The organism is Paenibacillus sp. (assembly GCF_048976745.1).
Taxonomy (GTDB): domain Bacteria; phylum Bacillota; class Bacilli; order Paenibacillales; family Paenibacillaceae; genus Paenibacillus.
Genome location: NZ_JBHGUU010000006.1, coordinates 748,424 through 765,839 on the forward strand (window position 1 = coordinate 748,424; position 17,416 = coordinate 765,839).

A 17,416-nucleotide genomic window follows, 5' to 3' on the forward strand; every position below is an offset into this window, starting at 1 on the left:
TTTTACTTCAAGTGAGCTGCATCCACTCAAAGATGTCTATTCTTTGATCACAGAAGCGTTAACGGCATCTTCCATCTTGGTATTGTAGGAACGGAACAGACCCAGACGCCAGAACGCGGCACCTTTGAGGTCATAACGTTTGGCAAGACCGAGCTTGTCATCTACAGAGGAGGGTGTTTCACTGCTTAGGCTGATACCGAGCAGAAGCTTGTTCTTCGGGACACCGGCCTGTATGGCTAATTGAATCGCCTGATCTACAAGACTATTGGGCTCAGGTACCTGAGATTTGGTGCCAACCGGATTATACTGATAGGCCATAATAATAAGATCATCTGCAATAGAGGCAAGTGTCTTGTAATCATAACCTTTATAAGCACTATTTAGCGGAGGTACCGCTAGAGATAAAGCTGTGTCTTGGGGCAAGGAAATCTTTAGTTGCTTCACATACGCATTGAGTAACTTCTGTTGTTCTATCGCATCCAGTTTAAAACCAAGTCCTTCAAAATCCAGAACAACTCCGCCAAAACCATGTTCTTCGATAGCAGCAGTTATACCTTCAATTGATTTCTGGCGCAGGCTGCTGTCACTCAACACTTTGGTCAGTTCACCGTTTCCATCCAAGGCATATACCATGAGTTGCGGTTGGATTCGCTGATCTGCTGCGTCAGCAACGATGGACTGCGGCGTAATATCACCCGCAGCAGCAGGAAGACGGTACTCTTCCCCCTGAAGTGTAAACTGCCCTTCGCGATCAATGCGGCTCCAGCCAAATGCGACAGAATTCATGGAAGTAATAAGATCCTTTTCTTGAAAGGATTGCAATGCATAGAAGGCTCTCAGGTGCATCTCGCGTTGTGGGGAGACGAGGGAGACCGTTTTGGTTGCCTGATTCCAGCTTACTTGTACACCGAATTGGTTACTGAATGAACTTAGTGGAATGAGTACGCGTCCCTCCCGCTGAACAGGTGGAGCTGGGAGTGTAACTTTCTTCCCATTTACGGTGGCTGTGGTGCTACCCACTGTTAATACTACTGCGGTGGTTTGACCTTTTACGGCGTTCGTTGCTTTCACAGTCTGCGTTTTGCTGTTCCACGTTATATCGATACCAAGAGCCTCTCCAACCGTCCGAAATGGTACATAAGTGACACCATGTTCAATTCGTGGAGCTGCATCAAATTTTAATGGAACATCATCCAATTGAACTGAGATAGCCGGGGCAGCATAGGATTCACCGATATTCGGGGTACTTCCAAGCACAGAGAGAGCGAGTACAGTACCCGCGGCGATTCTTCCTGCATTTTTAATACGCATCGTTTGTTTCCTCCTACTTCGTAGATAATAATAGAATCATGTTTTATAACAAAATCTAGTAATCTAGCATATGTAGCATAACAAAATTTTCATATCGTTCCAATATAAGAGTCTGATCACTCTGATGAGGTATGAGCCGTGTTAAATAATAGGTCTATTTAAATGTGTTGATGTTAATCGTAAAATAACCCCATACTCTAATCTTATGAAAACCGATTAGAGGTATGGGGTTATACGTATTTTTTAATCTGAAACGACATACCCGTCGAAACTCTCGGGTCCCACCCGTGTAGTCCCGAGCAGATTTGTGCTTATAAATGCGGTGTACGTTAATTGGGGCATGAGCGGTGGGTTAAAGTCAGTAGCACTGAAGACAATCACTTCGGGGTTAAGCAGACCACTTAGACCATATGTGTGGTCTCTGGAGTATACGATTGGACTGGTTGCCATTGTTCCTCTTACAACCGTAATTCTCACAATAAAAAGTGCACGTGGCAATTGCACCGTGATGGTTCCTTTTAATGAAACTCTTAGATTGGTTCCGGCTCCAGCGGTTATGAGACCAATCTGGCCGAATAATTGGGGAGTTAAAATCACTGGAATCGGTATGGAGATGGAATTAAACAAGGCGGCATTCTGGGATGTCCGTGCATCTAGAAATTGCGTCAATGAATATACCTCCTATCTTACTCAGATAGAATAATATATTCATTATTCAGATATTCGTATGGACGGTGGGTGCAGTGCTGGAAATATTAAAGACAAACTGACTGCCCAAATGACTGGAATCTCTAAGCCATACAACGCCACCCATTAATTCTGCGAGTTGTTTACAGATGGACAGGCCCAGCCCCGCGCCGCCATACTTTCCTGAATTACGATGAATCTGGGAGTAAGATTTGAACAAGAGATTCTGGCGATCCTGCGGGATGCCGATGCCCGTATCCGTTATTTCGTAGGACGCATGGAGAGTACCTTTGGTATCAGCAGTTACCTGAGTAGAGATACATACTGCACCATTCTCCGTAAATTTAAGCGCATTCCCAACAAGATTAATGAGAATCTGACGAACTTTGTGTTGATCGCCCATAAACATCACATGACCATTAATATTGTATTCTGCGTACAAACAAACTCCTTTTTTCAGTGCTTCAGAAGAGAATAATTGTATTACATGATCAACTGTTTCAGTAATACTATAGGGCTTGATCTCCAGAGAGATCGCACCAGCTTCTGCTTTGGAATATTCCAGAATTTGATCCATCATCGATAGAAGGCTGGCGCCACTTGACTCAATGACATTAACATATAACGATTGATCCTCACTCAGTCTGGTTGATTGCAACAGATTGGCCATGGCAAGAACACCATTCATTGGCGTCCGGATTTCGTGGCTGAGAACGGCCAGCAAATTTTTCTTTTCTTCAAGTACTTTTGCAGCGGTCTCTTCCGCATGTTTTAACTGTCGCAGCGTGGTTTCCATCTCAAGAAGACTTGTGAAAAATGAAGATAAGGAGAGAAGCAGATCCACGTCTTTTTGTTGATAGCAGTAGAAATCCTGATCAAATGAGCAAAGGGAGCCGTAAATTTCTCCGTTTTCATTGTATATAGGCACACCGACAAATGAACAACCGCCCACGAATTTTGTAGCGTCCATATGTTTGGTTAACGGGTGAGTCAGATTATTATTAATCACTAACGGGCCTTGGGTATGTTCTGTCACAAGTGCACAGTATGACTCAGCGTTAGCAACGACTAGCCCCTCACCAAGGATCAGTTTGTCGCGATTATATACGTTCAGAACTTTGGTGGACAGATGATCCAACTGAGCGATACAAAACGTATTTGCAGGAATTAATCTGCTTGCCGTGTCCATGACATTAGCAGCCGAATCATATAATTTATGTGAGACTATGGATAGTACATCAATGAATTCTGTTTTCAACATATTGATTTGAGTCCTCCTGATTGTAGAAATTCGTTGTGCACTGTATTCAGTATATATGAATTCGAAGAATAGGGCATGTATGGTTTTGACAGTGGAAGACGGAAATGAGAAAATATAATGCTGTGGAACATGTATATATTAATCAAGTTTTGGAGGCAAATCAATGAATCAGCGTTTTCGAATTACCCGATCCATGCAAGAAAGCAATGCGGAACAATCCATCTCGCTGGAAGAGTGCAAACTATACTTCGAATCCCAACCCGATTTTACCTACTCACCGGTTCTTAACATAGTCGGAGCGGAGAGCACCATGACCATCGATGGGGACTTTTTTATGTGGGACCATGAGGGAACACAGATTGCTTTTCGTTTGTACATGGGGGATCTATATGTAGCTATTTCTAACGAAGCTATTGTCCCCAAAATGATTGAAATTGCAACAGATCTGCATGCAGATATTGTAGAAGGATAAACGAAGCAGAGAACTAGAGTTTGATAACATGTAATGATTTTAGTTGTGTTACACTTTGGATAATCCTGTAAAAATGAGACTAAAGGTTCATTTATATTCCATATGTTAGCTTGTAATATATGGAATATAAATCATTTTACAGGAGAGTGAATCCAGTGAAGAAGACTAAATTAATACTTGTTGTATTCATGAGTATGATCCTTGCCTTATCGGTACCTGGGATAGGTTCGAGTTCAAAGGCTTCTGCAGCTACGGCACGAACACCCATTGTACTGGTACATGGATTGACCGGTTCGGATAGCAATTTTACAGCAATTGAGAGTTATTTGCGCAGCCAAGGGTGGACGAGAGATGAACTATTTGCGATTGACCTCCCTAGTAAACAAGGAAACCAGCTATTGAACTCCGCAGCAATTAGTCGATTCGTAGATGATGTTCTAAACCAAACGGGTCACACGAAAGTGAATATTATAGCTCATAGCATGGGGGGAGCTAATAGCCTCTATTACATACTTAACCGCGGAGGTGCTCCCAAAGTGGATAAATTGATAACCCTTGGCGGGGCTAATCGATTGACCACAACAACAGCTCCGAGTGGAATAAAGGTGACTTCGATCTATTCCACCAGTGACACGATTGTGTCACCGGCACTTTCCCGTTTGAACGGAGCAAATAACATTTCCGTTTCCCTTGTATCCCATATCGGTCTGCTGTTTAACTCTCGGGTGAACGCCCTGATCAAAACTGCGTTGAACGAGTAGCTGAACATACAAAATGTGCATTCTTTCATACTATATTAAATGATTGACTTGAACACGACTGACCACTTAGGGCAGTCGTGTTTTCGTATTACCCGGAACTTTAATGCAATCTTGTTCCCAGCGTTCCACTCGAACTCCACGATCATCCGATATATGTAAATAAAAACAATATAATACCAGAGGAACTATAGGCAAAATTGCTGTAAACTGTCAGAGGCAACAGCCTATCATCTGACATCACGAGGAGACAGCAAGAAAATGATGAAACGCACACTTGTTTTACTGATAACCGTTATATTTGGTCTATCATGTACACCTGTAAAAGGGTACGCTGAAGAAGATTCTTTTGATTTTAATGCCACATTCCAAGGGGCGGTCATTCTCTCGCTTGGCAGCCCAAACGCAGTCGTAGATAATACGGACATGTTGATTGACCAAACCAATTTTAATATCGTTCCTCTGGTTAAAAATAACCGTACACTGCTGCCTCTTCGTTTCATAAGCGAGAGTCTGGGAGCACAAGTGGCTTGGGATTCGAAAACGTCCACAGCTACCATTAAAGCCTCAGGTAAATCCATCAAAGTAACATTAGGCAGCAGCAAGATGTTCATTAACGGTAAATCTATCGCATTGGACGCTCCGGCACAATACAAGGAAGGCAGAGTGTTCGTCCCGTTAAGAGCCGTAAGCGAAGCGTTTGCTAAAAAGGTGTTTTTTGACCGAGGCATTATCGTCGTAAGTAATAACAGTATTCTTAATGCAAAACGGGATAGGGAAATCGTTGATTACTTGAAGTTTGTACTTGCTCCTTATTCGAAAGATCCATACACGGGTAAAACGTTGTCCACCGAACAAGTTGCCCTTCTGGAACAAAGTGTAGTCATGCTGGAGTCGTATGACAAGGATGATAACTATCTCGGATTCGGCAGTGCCATATCGATCGGATATGGATTATTTTTAACCAATTATCACGTTATTGCTGATTCCAGCAGTTATATGATCCAGACAAGTCAGGATCAATATTATGAAGTACAAGGCGTCGTTGCAGCGGATGAGAATCTCGATTTGGCCATAGTCAAAACATCCATGCGTACGAATATTCCTCCACTTCATGTAGGACTAACGACTAAAATAACTACAGGGCAACCAGTAGTAGCCATAGGTAATCCGGAAGGACTTCAAAACACGATTTCGACAGGGATTATTAGCGGTATTCGAAACTACGACGGTGAGAGGCTAATACAGACTACGGCTCCCATAACCAACGGCAGTTCCGGAGGACCATTACTTAATATGAAAGGTGAAGTCATTGGAGTAAATACAATGGGGATAGAAAAAGGGGATTTGAACTTTGCTATTCCCATTGATTATGCATCCCGTTGGATCAAGAAATACACGGCATTATCCTTTTCGTCTATTCCTGTGCTTAGCCAAGATCAATTCAGGGAAACAACAGTGACGGAACAAGATCCAACTGTAGAACAGCCATCAACGGTTAGCCAGAATGTTCATCTTATGGGGCGAACGGTTCGTGAAGCCACTTTAGATCCGGCTCAATCCGTTATTTTTGCAATTGATGAAAACCAATCGACTATTTTTGCTTATCGGTACGCTGACAATAAGGTTCTGGTAGAGTCCACTGCGTTCAGTACTCCTCCAAGAAAGCTGTTGTATGCAAATGGTGAGATTTATGTCATCTTCAGCAATGCTGATTACAGTTCATACCGCTTTGAAGAGCAGCAGGGAGGACAGATCGTTGTACTTGAAGCAGACACGCTTAAAATCAAAGATCAGTGGGATACCCGTATCGATCCATATGAAATTGAGGTAGATCAATCCGGTCATGTCTACGTTAATTCGGGCTCCGGGCAATGGACCTCTATCATTAGTTATGACCGGACGACAGAGAAGGAGGTCTCCAGTGCAACCATACGACAAGGAAGTCACATGGTCATGCATCCAGCGGAAGATCGGATCTATGCTGTTGACTCCGACGCTTCTCCGAGAGATATTGAGATGTTTCGGTTAATGGATGGCAAGTTTACTGGTAACCAGGATTCTCCATATCACGGTGATTACAAGTTCTCAACGGTTATTGGCATTACACCTGATGGAAAGTATGTATTAAACGGAGCCGGTACGGTCCTGTCCGCTACCAATAACTCTGCAAGTAATATGCAATATGTGACTGCAATTGATCCGTTTGACTATGTAGCTGTACATTCAGCGCATAAGGAAACCTTTTTCACAGGAAAAGATCGCATGATTAAACAGTATGATACTGAATCACTTAAAGTGACGGATACACTAACGACCACAGGAACGATTCTAAAGCTGTTCATGTCGGATAAACAACTGATTGCCATCACCAAAATAACCTTACCTGGCAATCCTCTGCCGCAATATGCGGTTGAAACGGTTAAAGATTTCTAGAAATCAGAATGAAAAATGGAACAAGCTAAAGGAGTCTGTATGTATGCAATCTCAACCGAATGATCGAGTTAAAGTTCATCCAGGCTTTTGGGCTGGTTTACATCAATTGGGGATTGGTGCTGACGACGTCGCTCACGCTGCACAACTATCTCTTGAGACAATAAATAAACCGGTAGTAACCCAATCTCAGTACTTTGCAATCTGGCAGGCCTACTCTGATCTCATTGGGGACACTGCCGAGGGCATCGTCCAACTTGCAACCGGATATGAGATATCGAAGTATCCTCCGCCTGTTCTGGCGATGTACCATGCTCGTGATTATCGTGATGCGTTGAATCGAATGGTCCGTTATAAGCAAATGTGTCCTCCCGAGAGTTTGCAGATTACCGAAGCAGGGGAGGAATGTATCATTGAACTCGAATGGTTACAAAAGGAACTACCAGGTCCGCCATTACTGGTCGGTATTACGCTGGCATTTCTGCTCGAACTTGGACGGAGGGGCACAGGCCAGCCTTTGACTGCCAAAAGGGTTGAGTTCTCCCAACCGATGGGTAACGTAGATACCCTTAAGGCTTACTTCGGATGCCGAGTCCATACAAATTCTAACTATAATCGGCTGACGCTAGAGCTTAAAGATCTGAGCCTTCCATTTCGCTCGTATAACGAGGAGTTACTGGAGATTCTGACCCCGGCTCTGGATCGGTCGCTGGACGAACAGAAGAGCAGTCATTCCGTTACTGAAGCGGTTAAATGGATCATGAAACGCAGCCTCACAGGAAAGCGCCCTGACATGCAGACGGTCGCCAAAGAGCTTCGTATGAGTGATCGTACCTTGCAGCGGCGACTGACGGAAGAGAACACAAACTTCAAACAATTATTAACCGAAGCCAGACGTGAGCAGGCCCGGGAGTACCTGGCAGATCCATCGCTCGATATTAAAGAGGTAGCATTCCTGGTTGGGTATGAAGACCAGAATTCATTCTATCGTGCGTTCCGGACCTGGGAGGGGGATACCCCATCGAATTGGCGTGTCAGGCAATAACTCTGGCGCAGGGTGCTAGTTACTAAGGCTTTCAGACTGCGTACTATTATAGCTATCCGCTATCGGATAGTTATAATCAAGAAGGAGAAATGCAGGATGGATATGGGACTAAAAGAGAAAACAGCCTTAGTTACAGGATCAACAAAAGGAATCGGTAAAGCAATTGCCCTGGAACTCGCCAGAGAAGGTGTTCATGTGTTGATTAATGGACGCAATGAGGTAGAGGTGGAACGAACAGTTCGTGAAATCAAGGCCAATTTTCCGGAAACTTCTCCCCAAAAGGCAACAGCTGATCTTGTGAATCTGGAGCAAAGACAAGCTTTATTCGAGAAATTTCCCGAAGTGGATATATTAATCAATAGTATGGGCATATATGAAATCATGCGTTATGAAGACGTGAACGATGAAGTGTGGGAAAAATACTTCCGTACCAATGTTCTCGCGGCCAATAGCTTGTCCCAATTTTATTTACCTAAAATGATGAAGAACAATGACGGTCGTATTATTTTCATAGCAAGTGAAGAAGCTCTTATGCCCTCAGGCCAGATGCCCCAGTATTGCATGACCAAGTCAATGTTGCTGTCATTATCCAAAAGTTTGTCCAAACTGACAGCAGGGACCGACGTTACAATCAATACGATTCTGCCAGGACCGACGCTGTCCGAAAATGTACGTGAAATCATTGAGGGCATATACCCTGTTGAGACGATGACTTTTGAGGAAAAAGAGAAGGACTTTATGAAGAACAATCTGCCTCAGTCTGAATTACAGCGATTCATCAAGCCAATTGAAATAGGCAGGCTCGCAGCTTTTGTATGCAGCCCGTATGCATCAGCCTTTAGAGGTTCTCCCATCCGAATGGACGGTGGCATGGTTCCAACCATATTTTAAAATTGTTGGGGATACAGCATATGTATCCTCCTCTACAAGTCGCCAGTATTGGCGACTTTTTTATGTATAAGATCTATGCGAGGAGCATAAATCGAGTTTATAATACTGGTATGATTTATCGAAAACGGTTTCTGTTATTTGGAAGCGATTACTTGTATCCATTAGATGAACTTAAAAGGGGATTATATCATGATAGCTGCACTGACTCTGGAAGGTGTCTGGAAACTTCAACTTGATGAACATAAGACGGAACGTGGTCTGAATTTTTCAGACGTTATTACATTGCCCAATACCACATCTCATGCGCGCAAGGGCAAGAAAAACGAACATGTGTTAATCGGTGCACTGACTGATGAGTATTTATTTGAGGGTCATGCCTGGTTTTCACGAGAGATTGAAATTCCCGAACACTTGGCAGGCAAACGTTGCTTTTTACATCTGGAACGAACTCGAGTAACTACAATCTGGATCGATGGGGTGGAATGGGGAACGCAAAACAGTTTGAACACACCTCACCTTTACGAGATAGAGGCAGGGTTAACCGCCGGGACTCACACCATTACCATTCGAGTAGATAATACCGATTATCCAACCAAAGGTGGGCACCTTACATCCGAAGACACGCAGACGAATTGGAACGGGATCACCGGGAAGATGGAACTTCAGTTTTTTGAGCGTGTTTATCTGGATAATGTTCAAGTTTATCCGGTTCTGAAGACTCGATCTTTCGATATTAAGGCAGCGCTTGTAGGTGATCTGCAGGGAGTGCAAATCGTGGTATCGGCTGTTGCTGTAAGTGCAGATCCGGTTCATACGACAGGGGAGCAGATCTTCATCCCCGATTCTCAGGAGATTCAACTGACGTACAAGATTGGTGAAGATGCCATGTTATGGAGTGATGATGAGCCTAATCTGTACCAACTTCACATTCATCTGCAAGACCAGAACGGGGAAGTGCTGGATTCCACAGAAGTATGGACGGGATTACGGGAATTCCGGGCTGCTGGAGACAAATTCACCATTAATGGTCGCAAAACGTTTCTTCGAGGCAAACATGACGGGTTGATCTTTCCGCTCACGGGATACGCGCCAACAGATGTGGATGAATGGGTTCGTATTCTCGCTATCTCCAAGTCCTACGGCATCAATCACTACCGTTTTCATACCTGTTGTCCTCCGGAGGCTGCTTTTATTGCAGCGGATCTGCTCGGCATCTACATGGAGCCTGAGCTTCCGTTCTGGGGAACGATTACGGATGAATCTTCGGATGGGCATAATCAAGACGAGCAAGATTACTTGATCAGCGAGGGGTTTGCAATGCTGCGAGCTTTTGGTAATCATCCTTCGTTTGTCATGATGTCCATGGGGAATGAACTATGGGGAAGCAAGGACAGACTAAATTCCATTTTGAAGGCATACAAAGCATATGATCCTCGTCATCTATACACCGAAGGTTCCAATAACTTTCAGTTTGTGCCGGACATTCTGGAGGAAAGTGAATTCTTCTGCGGGGTACGGTTCTCCAAAGAGCGTCTGTTCAGAGGTTCGTATGCAATGTGTGATGCTCCGCTTGGTCACGTGCAGACCGACTTGCCAAATACGTTGAAAGATTACGATTCGAACATTGTACCTGAGCAAGGCAGCGATGCTGACCCTTCTGGTCAAATGGGGGACAAAGAGATTCAGATTCAGTATGGGACAGGCTCGAAAACGGTGCAGGCCGAAGCCGGAATTAATCAACTCGTCTCACATGTACCGATCATCTCGCATGAAATTGGACAGTACGCCACGTTTCCCAATTTCGAGGAGATCAACAAGTATACGGGCTCTATCAAAGCAAAGAACTTCGAAGTGTTTCGTGAGCGTCTGGAAGCCAAAGGACTGGGCCATCTGGCAGCAGCCTATTTCAGAGCTTCTGGTAAACTCGCAGTTGCCTGTTACAAGGAAGAACTGGAAGCGGCTTTTCGTTCGAATCAATTAGCCGGATTCCAGCTGCTGGATCTCCAGGATTTCAGTGGTCAGGGAACAGCGCTGGTAGGTGTACTGGACGCATTCATGGATTCCAAGGGCATGATCACACCTGAGGAGTGGAGAACATTCTGTTCCGATGCAGTGCTGCTCGCGAGATTCCCCAAATATAATTATCAAGCTGGTGAATTGTTCGAAGCACGCATTGAACTAAGTTACTTCCGCAGACAAGTGTTGGATGGATTCCAATTGAAATGGGTACTTCAAAGCAAGGAGATCGAAGGGAGTATTCTTGTGGAAGGTGAAGTTAATCTGCCAGCGTTCCATGGAGAACATTATGTGAATATCACGGATATCAGTATTCAGATTCCTGAAGTCTCCAATATGACCCAAGTGGAACTGAGGCTGTCTGTTCCAGGTACAGATATTCGCAAGTCTTACGACCTGTGGATGTACCCGAGTCAACAGGAAGTGGACATGAGCCGTTTGAATCTCTTTACCGAGCTATCGGACCAAGCGTTGGTGCTGCTTGAGCGGGGCGAGGATATTTTACTTTTCCCGTATCCCAATCAGATTCAACACGCGATCCAAGGTTTCTATAGCACCGATTTTTGGTCTTACCCTATGTTCCGATCGATATCGGAGAATATGAAAAGAGAAGTACCTGTGGGCACAATGGGCTTGTTCATTCAACAGGACCATCCGGCCTTTCAACATTTTGTCACAGAGGAATACTCGACGTATCCGTGGTGGAGCATCGTTTCCGAGTCGTCATCGATCATCTTGGATGAGCTGAAGAAAGATCTGAAACCAATCGTGCAGACCATTGATAATTTTGAACGGAACCATAAACTTGGACTATTGATGGAGTGTCGGGTACTGAATGGGAGAGTGTTGATGGGTGCTCTTAATCTGGAGAGCCTAATGACTACGTTGGAGGGAAGACAGTTGTTATACAGCTTCCAGCGTTATGTACAAAGTTCCGCTTACCAGCCAGTTGCACGTCTGGAAGTCGAGGAACTTCGTCAGCTGTTGAACTAAGATATAGGGAGAAGAAGTGCCAGGTTTTCCTTAATTATGCCAATGAGCCCCTTCCGCGAATGGAAGGGGCTATAAGACACGCGAGATTGAATCGGTTTATTCTCCCATTAAGCGTTAGATGAACCTGTACTTTTTAGAATTATATTCCAATCTTCTTCTTCAAAAAGTATGTTGTCTTTATCCTCTGTTACTCCGATCCGGACCTCAAGGATCACCATCCTGGTTTCAGCCAGGATCGAAAAGAGACTCTCCTTGGTAATCGCGAACTGATTGCCCATACTCACTTGCATGACCTTTCCGTTGACAAGCACTTGCCCACTGCCTGCAAGCACGGTCCATGCTCTACACCCAGTTTTATTCCAGTTCAACCCGATATTTTTGCCCGGTAGAACCGTTATGTTTAATGTGGTTACTGTTGTATTCTCATCTTCTAACGAACTTTCAATGACACGATAACTGCCCCAGGTTGCTTCACCATACATCGGTTTTAGTGGCAAGCTGCCCAATTGCGCTTTAATTTCATTTGAATTATTTTTATTAGCTATGAGAATGCCATCCGGACTTGCCGCAGCGATAATACCTGGGACATCAATGACTTGGATGGGGTAGGGAAGCTCGTTAATAATATAGGAATCGGAGGAAGATCCCGAGATTCCACCATGTCCGAATACATGGGAATCTAACTGTGCGCACAGCGTATCCCAGCTTCCAATATCCTGCCATACTCCCTTATATGGCAGGACCACGGCCCGCTGCGCCTTTTCTGCAACTTGCTTGTCAAAACTGCGTTCAGGCAACGCTTCATACAGGGACAACAATTGATCATAATGAACCGGAAGCCCCATTTTTTTAATATGGGATATCATAAACGCGACGGTGAACGCGTATACACCGCAGTTCCATAGTGCCCCGCGTTGTAGCAGAGTTTCAGCAATAGTGGCTTCGGGTTTTTCTATAAATTGTGTTATGTGCGAATAAGCATTACATTCTTCCTCACCCGGCAGGATGTATCCATACTGTTCTGAAGCATGTGTAGGCCTTGTCCCAATTAAAGCGATATCGGCTTGAGACTGTTTCAATATGTCCGGCAGTAATTGAAAGCTGCTGAAAAAATCCTCACCTGCGAACACATCGGCAGGCGCGATACAGATCACATCGTCATTTTTAGCCATTCGAAAGGATTGCAGATATAACGTCGCTAAGGCTGCTGCAGTAAAGGTACCTCGCTTATAAGGTTCCCCGATGACTGGTATTTTGCCTTGAGTATGTCGAGCTGTAATATTAGCCTGATCCTGATGTGAAATAATGAGCGTTGAATCCGTTAGGCATGAACTGTCAAGCTGGCGGCATACTCTGCTGATCATGGATTCCCTACCTCCGTCGGGTGATGGAAGTATATCTACGAACAGCTTGGAGCGAAGCTCATTGGATATTGGCCAGAGCCTTTTGCCAGAGCCGCCGCACAGCAGTACGATATGCATGGGCTTCCTCCTTAAGCTCAGGGAGCTTTACTATAGATTTTCCGTTTATGAAAAGAAAGAGAACGGTATTTAAGAGCTAGATTACGGATTTGTTGCTCTTTTAACGAAGAAGCGTTCACATGCAGACCTTTATTCATGGAACTTCTAAGGACCATGCTGCCTGGGTTTCTCGTATACATAAAATTGGCATACGTTTCATACTCGGAGAAACCAAACTGCTTCTTCTTATTGATATTGGAGATGATCGCTTTGTACCATGGGAGCTTATGAACCACTTCAATTTTCTGTTTTAAGGCAGAGAGTTTCGATTTGTCGAACAGCATATAATGGGTAACAAAAGAGCGGGGACGCGGCGCTTTCATGCCTAACAACTTGCGATAGGTATTGAAATATTCCGGCTGGCTCCAGTCACGGCAGTAAAATACCGTTTTGCCTTCTACAATAAATGAATGAGGTTTAATCAGTACGGTGTCCGCATCCATAACTAGAAAGTACTTTGCCTTCACAATGGAATCTCCGTTCATTTTGAGCAGCTGCTGATATAACCAGCCTGACCGATTCCATCGGGAGGACTGGTAGTGTATCTCGTTTTTGGTTATAGGCAGGACGGATCGCTCATTAACAAAAATGCAGTTTTTACGTGAACAAAGGTTTCTGATTTTGGTGCTGACCGGAGAAACAATATATATGCTTCCAATGGGATGTTTTACATAACGGCGAATGTTATCGATGACGAGGGGAAGGGTAGCCAAGTCTTTCTCGATCGCTGGTATAAGAACATCAATCTTAGGCGCATTACTCCACTGAATTCCACGCTGGACGGACATCTTCTCAACTCCTTACACAAATCGTGATAACTTCTTCTATGGTATGTGTGCAAAAGTGGTTTGGTCAGGGCATGTGCAAATATACATTTTTACGAATAGGGGCTTTTGTTGAGGGTTCCATTATCGATAGTACATATAATGCATGCAGGATCTTGATCAAACAGCAGGCTTTGATGTGGTTGCTGAAGGGAGAGTTTACGACATGGGAGTTGATAAATTGCAGCCGTTAAGAAGCAAGTGGTTAAAAACAAAATTGATCATTAATAATGAATCTATTAAACCGTTTATCCCGGACACCCAGAAATATAACAAAACGAATCTGAAATCCATGATCAGCAAATATGGCATGGTCTATGTCAAACCCGAGAGAGGTACTTTCGGGATGGGTGTTATTAAAGCCGAGATGGACAGTCATCAACATTTTGTCTATCAGATAGAGCAAAAACGCCTGACGTTTGACAGTTTTGAATCGTTTTATAAGAGTCTGACTCGTTTGGTGCATAAAAGAAGTTATCTGATTCAGAGAGGAATCCATCTGCTTAAGCATAATAACAGACGTTTTGACATCCGAGTGATGATACAGCTAAGCCCGACCAAACATTGGGAAGCTACCGGAATCATCGGCCGACTGGGTCATCCCAAAAAAATCGTAACCAATTATCATAGTGGTGGTACACCGATGGATATTCACAAGCTGTTACAATCGCATGCATCCACAAAACGCAGGAATGAACTGATTGAGGAGATGAATGAGCTTAGCCTGCGCATAGCTCGTCATATGAAGAAAAAGTACTCGTATCTTAAGCAAATTGGTGTGGATATCGGACTGGACCACAGTCTAAAACCCTGGATTATTGAGGTGAATGTCAAACCTGACCCCTTTATATTCAATCAATTAAAGGACAAGACGATGTATCGCAAGGTAATACGATATTACCGCCATGCTGTGCCCAAAAAAACAGAATAACAGACCGGATTTTTCAAAGGAATCGGCTGGAAAAGGTTTGAAGCTCAAGAGTCGCCAATGTGGCGACTTTTTTTGTTAAACTGCGTTTTAGGGTCAGAATAATGCATTTCATCCCAATTCGACTCCAAAACCTATGCTAAAATAGTATATTGGAGAGTGAAATTCAGAGTTGATGTTGATGAAAGGCGGATGTCCCCCATGTTTAATATTGCAATCTGTGATGACGAGGAGCAGCAGCGAGAACGTGTGAAATCAATGCTGATTTCCTTATCCCTAAAAACCAATTTTGATTTTCAAATTAGCCTATTCACCTCTGGTGAACAATTGCTCTCCCACTACAGAGAGGTTGGGGATACATTTCATATTCTCATCATGGATGTAGAGATGGGCGGAATGAACGGGATTCAGACTGCCAAAGAGATCAGGAACATGAAATTTCTGGATGTACAGATTATGTTCCTGACCAGTTATCCGGAATACATGGTGGAGAGCTTTGATGTTATCACCTTTCAATATCTAATTAAGCCGATCCAGTCGCATGTTTTCGAGGAAAAGATGATTAAGCTGTGTCAATATTTTCAGGCATTGGACAAAAAGTATGTATTAATCAAATCAGACTATGATGAACTGCTGCTGAAATATGATGATATTCTCTGGATTGAGGTTGTCAAAAGTTTAACGATTAAGAACAAGTTGAATTTTGTGACACAGGAACATGTGCATGAGACCAAAGGGATACTATCCAGCTACGCTACCGGTTTGAAAGACCATGGTTTTCTGCAGATTCATCGCTCGATTATCATTAATCTGATGCATGTGCAGAAGTTTTCCGGTACCCAAGTTGTTATGTTAAATGGAACAGAATTGCCCATAGGCCGATCCAAGGTCAAGGAAGTCAAGGATGCTTATACCAAATACATGATCATGAGGATTCAATGATATGGATGTTTATATGATCTTTTCCATCATCTTTGTCACCTTGCTTATGGCGTTTCAGGCGAATTTTTATTTTGATTCTGTGCTGGGTAAGTCCAAGCGGAAGCCACAGAGAGTGTTCTATTTCATCGTGTTTTTGATGCTGGGTTATTTTTATTTGGCATTATCCTTCTCCGACATCATTTCGACAGCGATTGCCCTGTTATTGATCTTCAGTCTGGCTCAATCCTATGAAGTGGAGTTTAAAATCAAGCTTGTTTTTACCATCCTGTATGGGGTATTGATTACGATGGCGAATACGATAGCAGTATATATTCTTGGCGTTTTGGAATCTTCAGGAGACTTCATTTCATGGGAACAATTCAATGGTGAAGACCACTGGATTCTCTCCAAAGTGATGTTGGTTGGTTGCAGTATCATGTTCATTGTCATTCAAATTGTGCGTCTGGTCGCCAAGCGCAGAGGTTTTGCTGTGCATTACCGTTATTATTTGTTGTTTCTCATCGTGCCGATCATTACGATCTATCAGATCAATGTGGCCTCCATCTATAGTGAAAAAAACATATTTTACGTCTTTTCTGTACTGGGCTCGCTATTTCTCAATGTGTTCATTGTTTATGTATTCGATAATATGGTGGAAAAGGTACAGCTCACGCATGAAAATAACCAGTTACAGCGTCAGATGGACTACCAGGATGCCAACTATGAGAAGACCGTCCACAGTTTCAAGAACATCAAATCCATCATCCATGATATCAATCAGCAATTTCTGTATATTGATGAATGTATCCAACGTAACGAATTGGCGGCGGCAGGTGACCATATCAAGTCTACATTAAATACCATTGAAGGTGCGTATCAACGGGTGAATTCCGGTAATCTGGTGATTGACGCCCTTGTTACAAATACCCTGGCTATGGGGCAGGCAAATGGAATCAAAATCGACACCAAAATCCAGCTCCACTCGCAACATCTCCAGATCGATCGATATGATCTGTGTGTGGTGCTTGGTAACATGCTTGATAACGCGATTGAAGCCTCCAAGAAGGTTAGACAAGCAGAGGATCGGTATGTCCTCATTGCCATTCACTCCACGTCATCTGCACTCGTCATCCAGATTATGAATCATGTAGAGCACCCTGTCGTTGATTTGAAAAGTGAGAAGCCCAATCCGGAGTACCATGGGATCGGTCTAACCAATATATCGAGAATGTGCGAGAAATATGGTGGACATATGAGTATTGAGCATCAGCATCGGAAGTTTAACAACATGGTCGTGCTTCCGTTTCACACCGACAATCCCTGAACATACCGTTCGGGGATTGTTTTTTTCCATTC

The 17,416-nt window shown here is 43.7% G+C and carries 14 protein-coding genes; 9 read left to right on the plus strand and 5 right to left on the minus strand.

The genetic code is table 11. The features are described from left to right. Positions 1-36 precede the first annotated feature (36 nt). The 3 genes from ACE3K2_RS10085 to ACE3K2_RS10095 all read right to left on the minus strand — a co-directional run bounded on the left by ACE3K2_RS10085 (position 37) and on the right by ACE3K2_RS10095 (position 3,259). On the minus strand, positions 37-1,311 hold the full coding sequence (locus ACE3K2_RS10085; RefSeq protein WP_421889400.1) for a stalk domain-containing protein: 1,275 nt from the start codon (positions 1,309-1,311) through the stop codon (positions 37-39). A gap of 243 nt (positions 1,312-1,554) precedes the next feature. Further along, the gene (locus ACE3K2_RS10090) at positions 1,555-1,980 is read right to left on the minus strand and encodes a hypothetical protein (RefSeq protein ID WP_421889402.1); all 426 of its coding nucleotides are present in this window, start codon (positions 1,978-1,980) and stop codon (positions 1,555-1,557) included. 46 nt (positions 1,981-2,026) lie between these two features. Beyond that, positions 2,027-3,259, minus strand: a complete 1,233-nt coding sequence (locus ACE3K2_RS10095; protein WP_421889404.1) for a GAF domain-containing sensor histidine kinase — start codon at positions 3,257-3,259, stop codon at positions 2,027-2,029. Between the two features lie 163 nt (positions 3,260-3,422). Here ACE3K2_RS10095 and ACE3K2_RS10100 point away from each other — a divergent pair, with 163 nt between their 5' ends. The 6 genes from ACE3K2_RS10100 to ACE3K2_RS10125 all read left to right on the plus strand — a co-directional run bounded on the left by ACE3K2_RS10100 (position 3,423) and on the right by ACE3K2_RS10125 (position 11,867). Next, positions 3,423-3,731, plus strand: coding sequence for a hypothetical protein (locus ACE3K2_RS10100; RefSeq protein ID WP_421889406.1), 309 nt, complete (start codon positions 3,423-3,425; stop codon positions 3,729-3,731). Between the two features lie 188 nt (positions 3,732-3,919). Then, positions 3,920-4,492: an alpha/beta fold hydrolase gene (locus tag ACE3K2_RS10105; RefSeq protein ID WP_421891137.1), complete on the plus strand. Its 573-nt coding sequence runs from the start codon at positions 3,920-3,922 to the stop codon at positions 4,490-4,492. A 258-nt stretch (positions 4,493-4,750) separates the two neighbouring features. Beyond that, positions 4,751-6,925, plus strand: coding sequence for a stalk domain-containing protein (locus ACE3K2_RS10110; protein WP_421889408.1), 2,175 nt, complete (start codon positions 4,751-4,753; stop codon positions 6,923-6,925). A gap of 43 nt (positions 6,926-6,968) precedes the next feature. Further along, complete coding sequence (locus ACE3K2_RS10115; RefSeq protein ID WP_421889410.1) at positions 6,969-7,967, plus strand: helix-turn-helix domain-containing protein; 999 nt, start codon at positions 6,969-6,971, stop codon at positions 7,965-7,967. Between the two features lie 96 nt (positions 7,968-8,063). Continuing rightward, complete coding sequence (locus ACE3K2_RS10120; RefSeq protein WP_421889412.1) at positions 8,064-8,858, plus strand: SDR family NAD(P)-dependent oxidoreductase; 795 nt, start codon at positions 8,064-8,066, stop codon at positions 8,856-8,858. Positions 8,859-9,047: 189 nt separating this feature from the next. After that, complete coding sequence (locus tag ACE3K2_RS10125) at positions 9,048-11,867, plus strand: glycoside hydrolase family 2 TIM barrel-domain containing protein (protein WP_421889414.1); 2,820 nt, start codon at positions 9,048-9,050, stop codon at positions 11,865-11,867. A gap of 107 nt (positions 11,868-11,974) precedes the next feature. On the opposite strand, the gene ACE3K2_RS10130 is transcribed toward ACE3K2_RS10125, so the two are convergent. Both ACE3K2_RS10130 and ACE3K2_RS10135 read right to left on the minus strand, forming a co-directional pair. Continuing rightward, positions 11,975-13,348 (minus strand): sugar phosphate nucleotidyltransferase, encoded by a 1,374-nt coding sequence (locus ACE3K2_RS10130; protein ID WP_421889416.1) that lies wholly within the window; start codon positions 13,346-13,348, stop codon positions 11,975-11,977. 17 nt (positions 13,349-13,365) lie between these two features. Next, positions 13,366-14,175 carry a DUF6492 family protein gene (locus tag ACE3K2_RS10135; RefSeq protein ID WP_421889418.1) on the minus strand — a complete coding sequence of 270 codons (810 nt, stop codon included), beginning with the start codon at positions 14,173-14,175 and terminating at the stop codon, positions 13,366-13,368. A 202-nt stretch (positions 14,176-14,377) separates the two neighbouring features. Here ACE3K2_RS10135 and ACE3K2_RS10140 point away from each other — a divergent pair, with 202 nt between their 5' ends. The 3 genes from ACE3K2_RS10140 to ACE3K2_RS10150 all read left to right on the plus strand — a co-directional run bounded on the left by ACE3K2_RS10140 (position 14,378) and on the right by ACE3K2_RS10150 (position 17,384). Beyond that, positions 14,378-15,142, plus strand: a complete 765-nt coding sequence (locus ACE3K2_RS10140; protein ID WP_421889420.1) for a YheC/YheD family protein — start codon at positions 14,378-14,380, stop codon at positions 15,140-15,142. A gap of 198 nt (positions 15,143-15,340) precedes the next feature. After that, positions 15,341-16,081, plus strand: a complete 741-nt coding sequence (locus tag ACE3K2_RS10145; RefSeq protein WP_421889422.1) for a LytR/AlgR family response regulator transcription factor — start codon at positions 15,341-15,343, stop codon at positions 16,079-16,081. Position 16,082: 1 nt separating this feature from the next. Continuing rightward, positions 16,083-17,384 carry a GHKL domain-containing protein gene (locus ACE3K2_RS10150; protein ID WP_421889424.1) on the plus strand — a complete coding sequence of 434 codons (1,302 nt, stop codon included), beginning with the start codon at positions 16,083-16,085 and terminating at the stop codon, positions 17,382-17,384. Positions 17,385-17,416: the final 32 nt, after the last annotated feature.

Coding starts and splice junctions, on each gene's coding strand:
- ACE3K2_RS10085 (WP_421889400.1), bottom strand. CDS start 1,311: ATGCGTATTAAAAATGCAGGAAGAATCGCCGCGGGTACTGTACTCGCT.
- ACE3K2_RS10095 (WP_421889404.1), bottom strand. CDS start 3,259: ATGTTGAAAACAGAATTCATTGATGTACTATCCATAGTCTCACATAAA.
- ACE3K2_RS10100 (WP_421889406.1), top strand. CDS start 3,423: ATGAATCAGCGTTTTCGAATTACCCGATCCATGCAAGAAAGCAATGCG.
- ACE3K2_RS10105 (WP_421891137.1), top strand. CDS start 3,920: ATGAGTATGATCCTTGCCTTATCGGTACCTGGGATAGGTTCGAGTTCA.
- ACE3K2_RS10110 (WP_421889408.1), top strand. CDS start 4,751: ATGATGAAACGCACACTTGTTTTACTGATAACCGTTATATTTGGTCTA.
- ACE3K2_RS10115 (WP_421889410.1), top strand. CDS start 6,969: ATGCAATCTCAACCGAATGATCGAGTTAAAGTTCATCCAGGCTTTTGG.
- ACE3K2_RS10120 (WP_421889412.1), top strand. CDS start 8,064: ATGGATATGGGACTAAAAGAGAAAACAGCCTTAGTTACAGGATCAACA.
- ACE3K2_RS10125 (WP_421889414.1), top strand. CDS start 9,048: ATGATAGCTGCACTGACTCTGGAAGGTGTCTGGAAACTTCAACTTGAT.
- ACE3K2_RS10130 (WP_421889416.1), bottom strand. CDS start 13,348: ATGCATATCGTACTGCTGTGCGGCGGCTCTGGCAAAAGGCTCTGGCCA.
- ACE3K2_RS10135 (WP_421889418.1), bottom strand. CDS start 14,175: ATGTCCGTCCAGCGTGGAATTCAGTGGAGTAATGCGCCTAAGATTGAT.
- ACE3K2_RS10140 (WP_421889420.1), top strand. CDS start 14,378: ATGGGAGTTGATAAATTGCAGCCGTTAAGAAGCAAGTGGTTAAAAACA.
- ACE3K2_RS10145 (WP_421889422.1), top strand. CDS start 15,341: ATGTTTAATATTGCAATCTGTGATGACGAGGAGCAGCAGCGAGAACGT.
- ACE3K2_RS10150 (WP_421889424.1), top strand. CDS start 16,083: ATGGATGTTTATATGATCTTTTCCATCATCTTTGTCACCTTGCTTATG.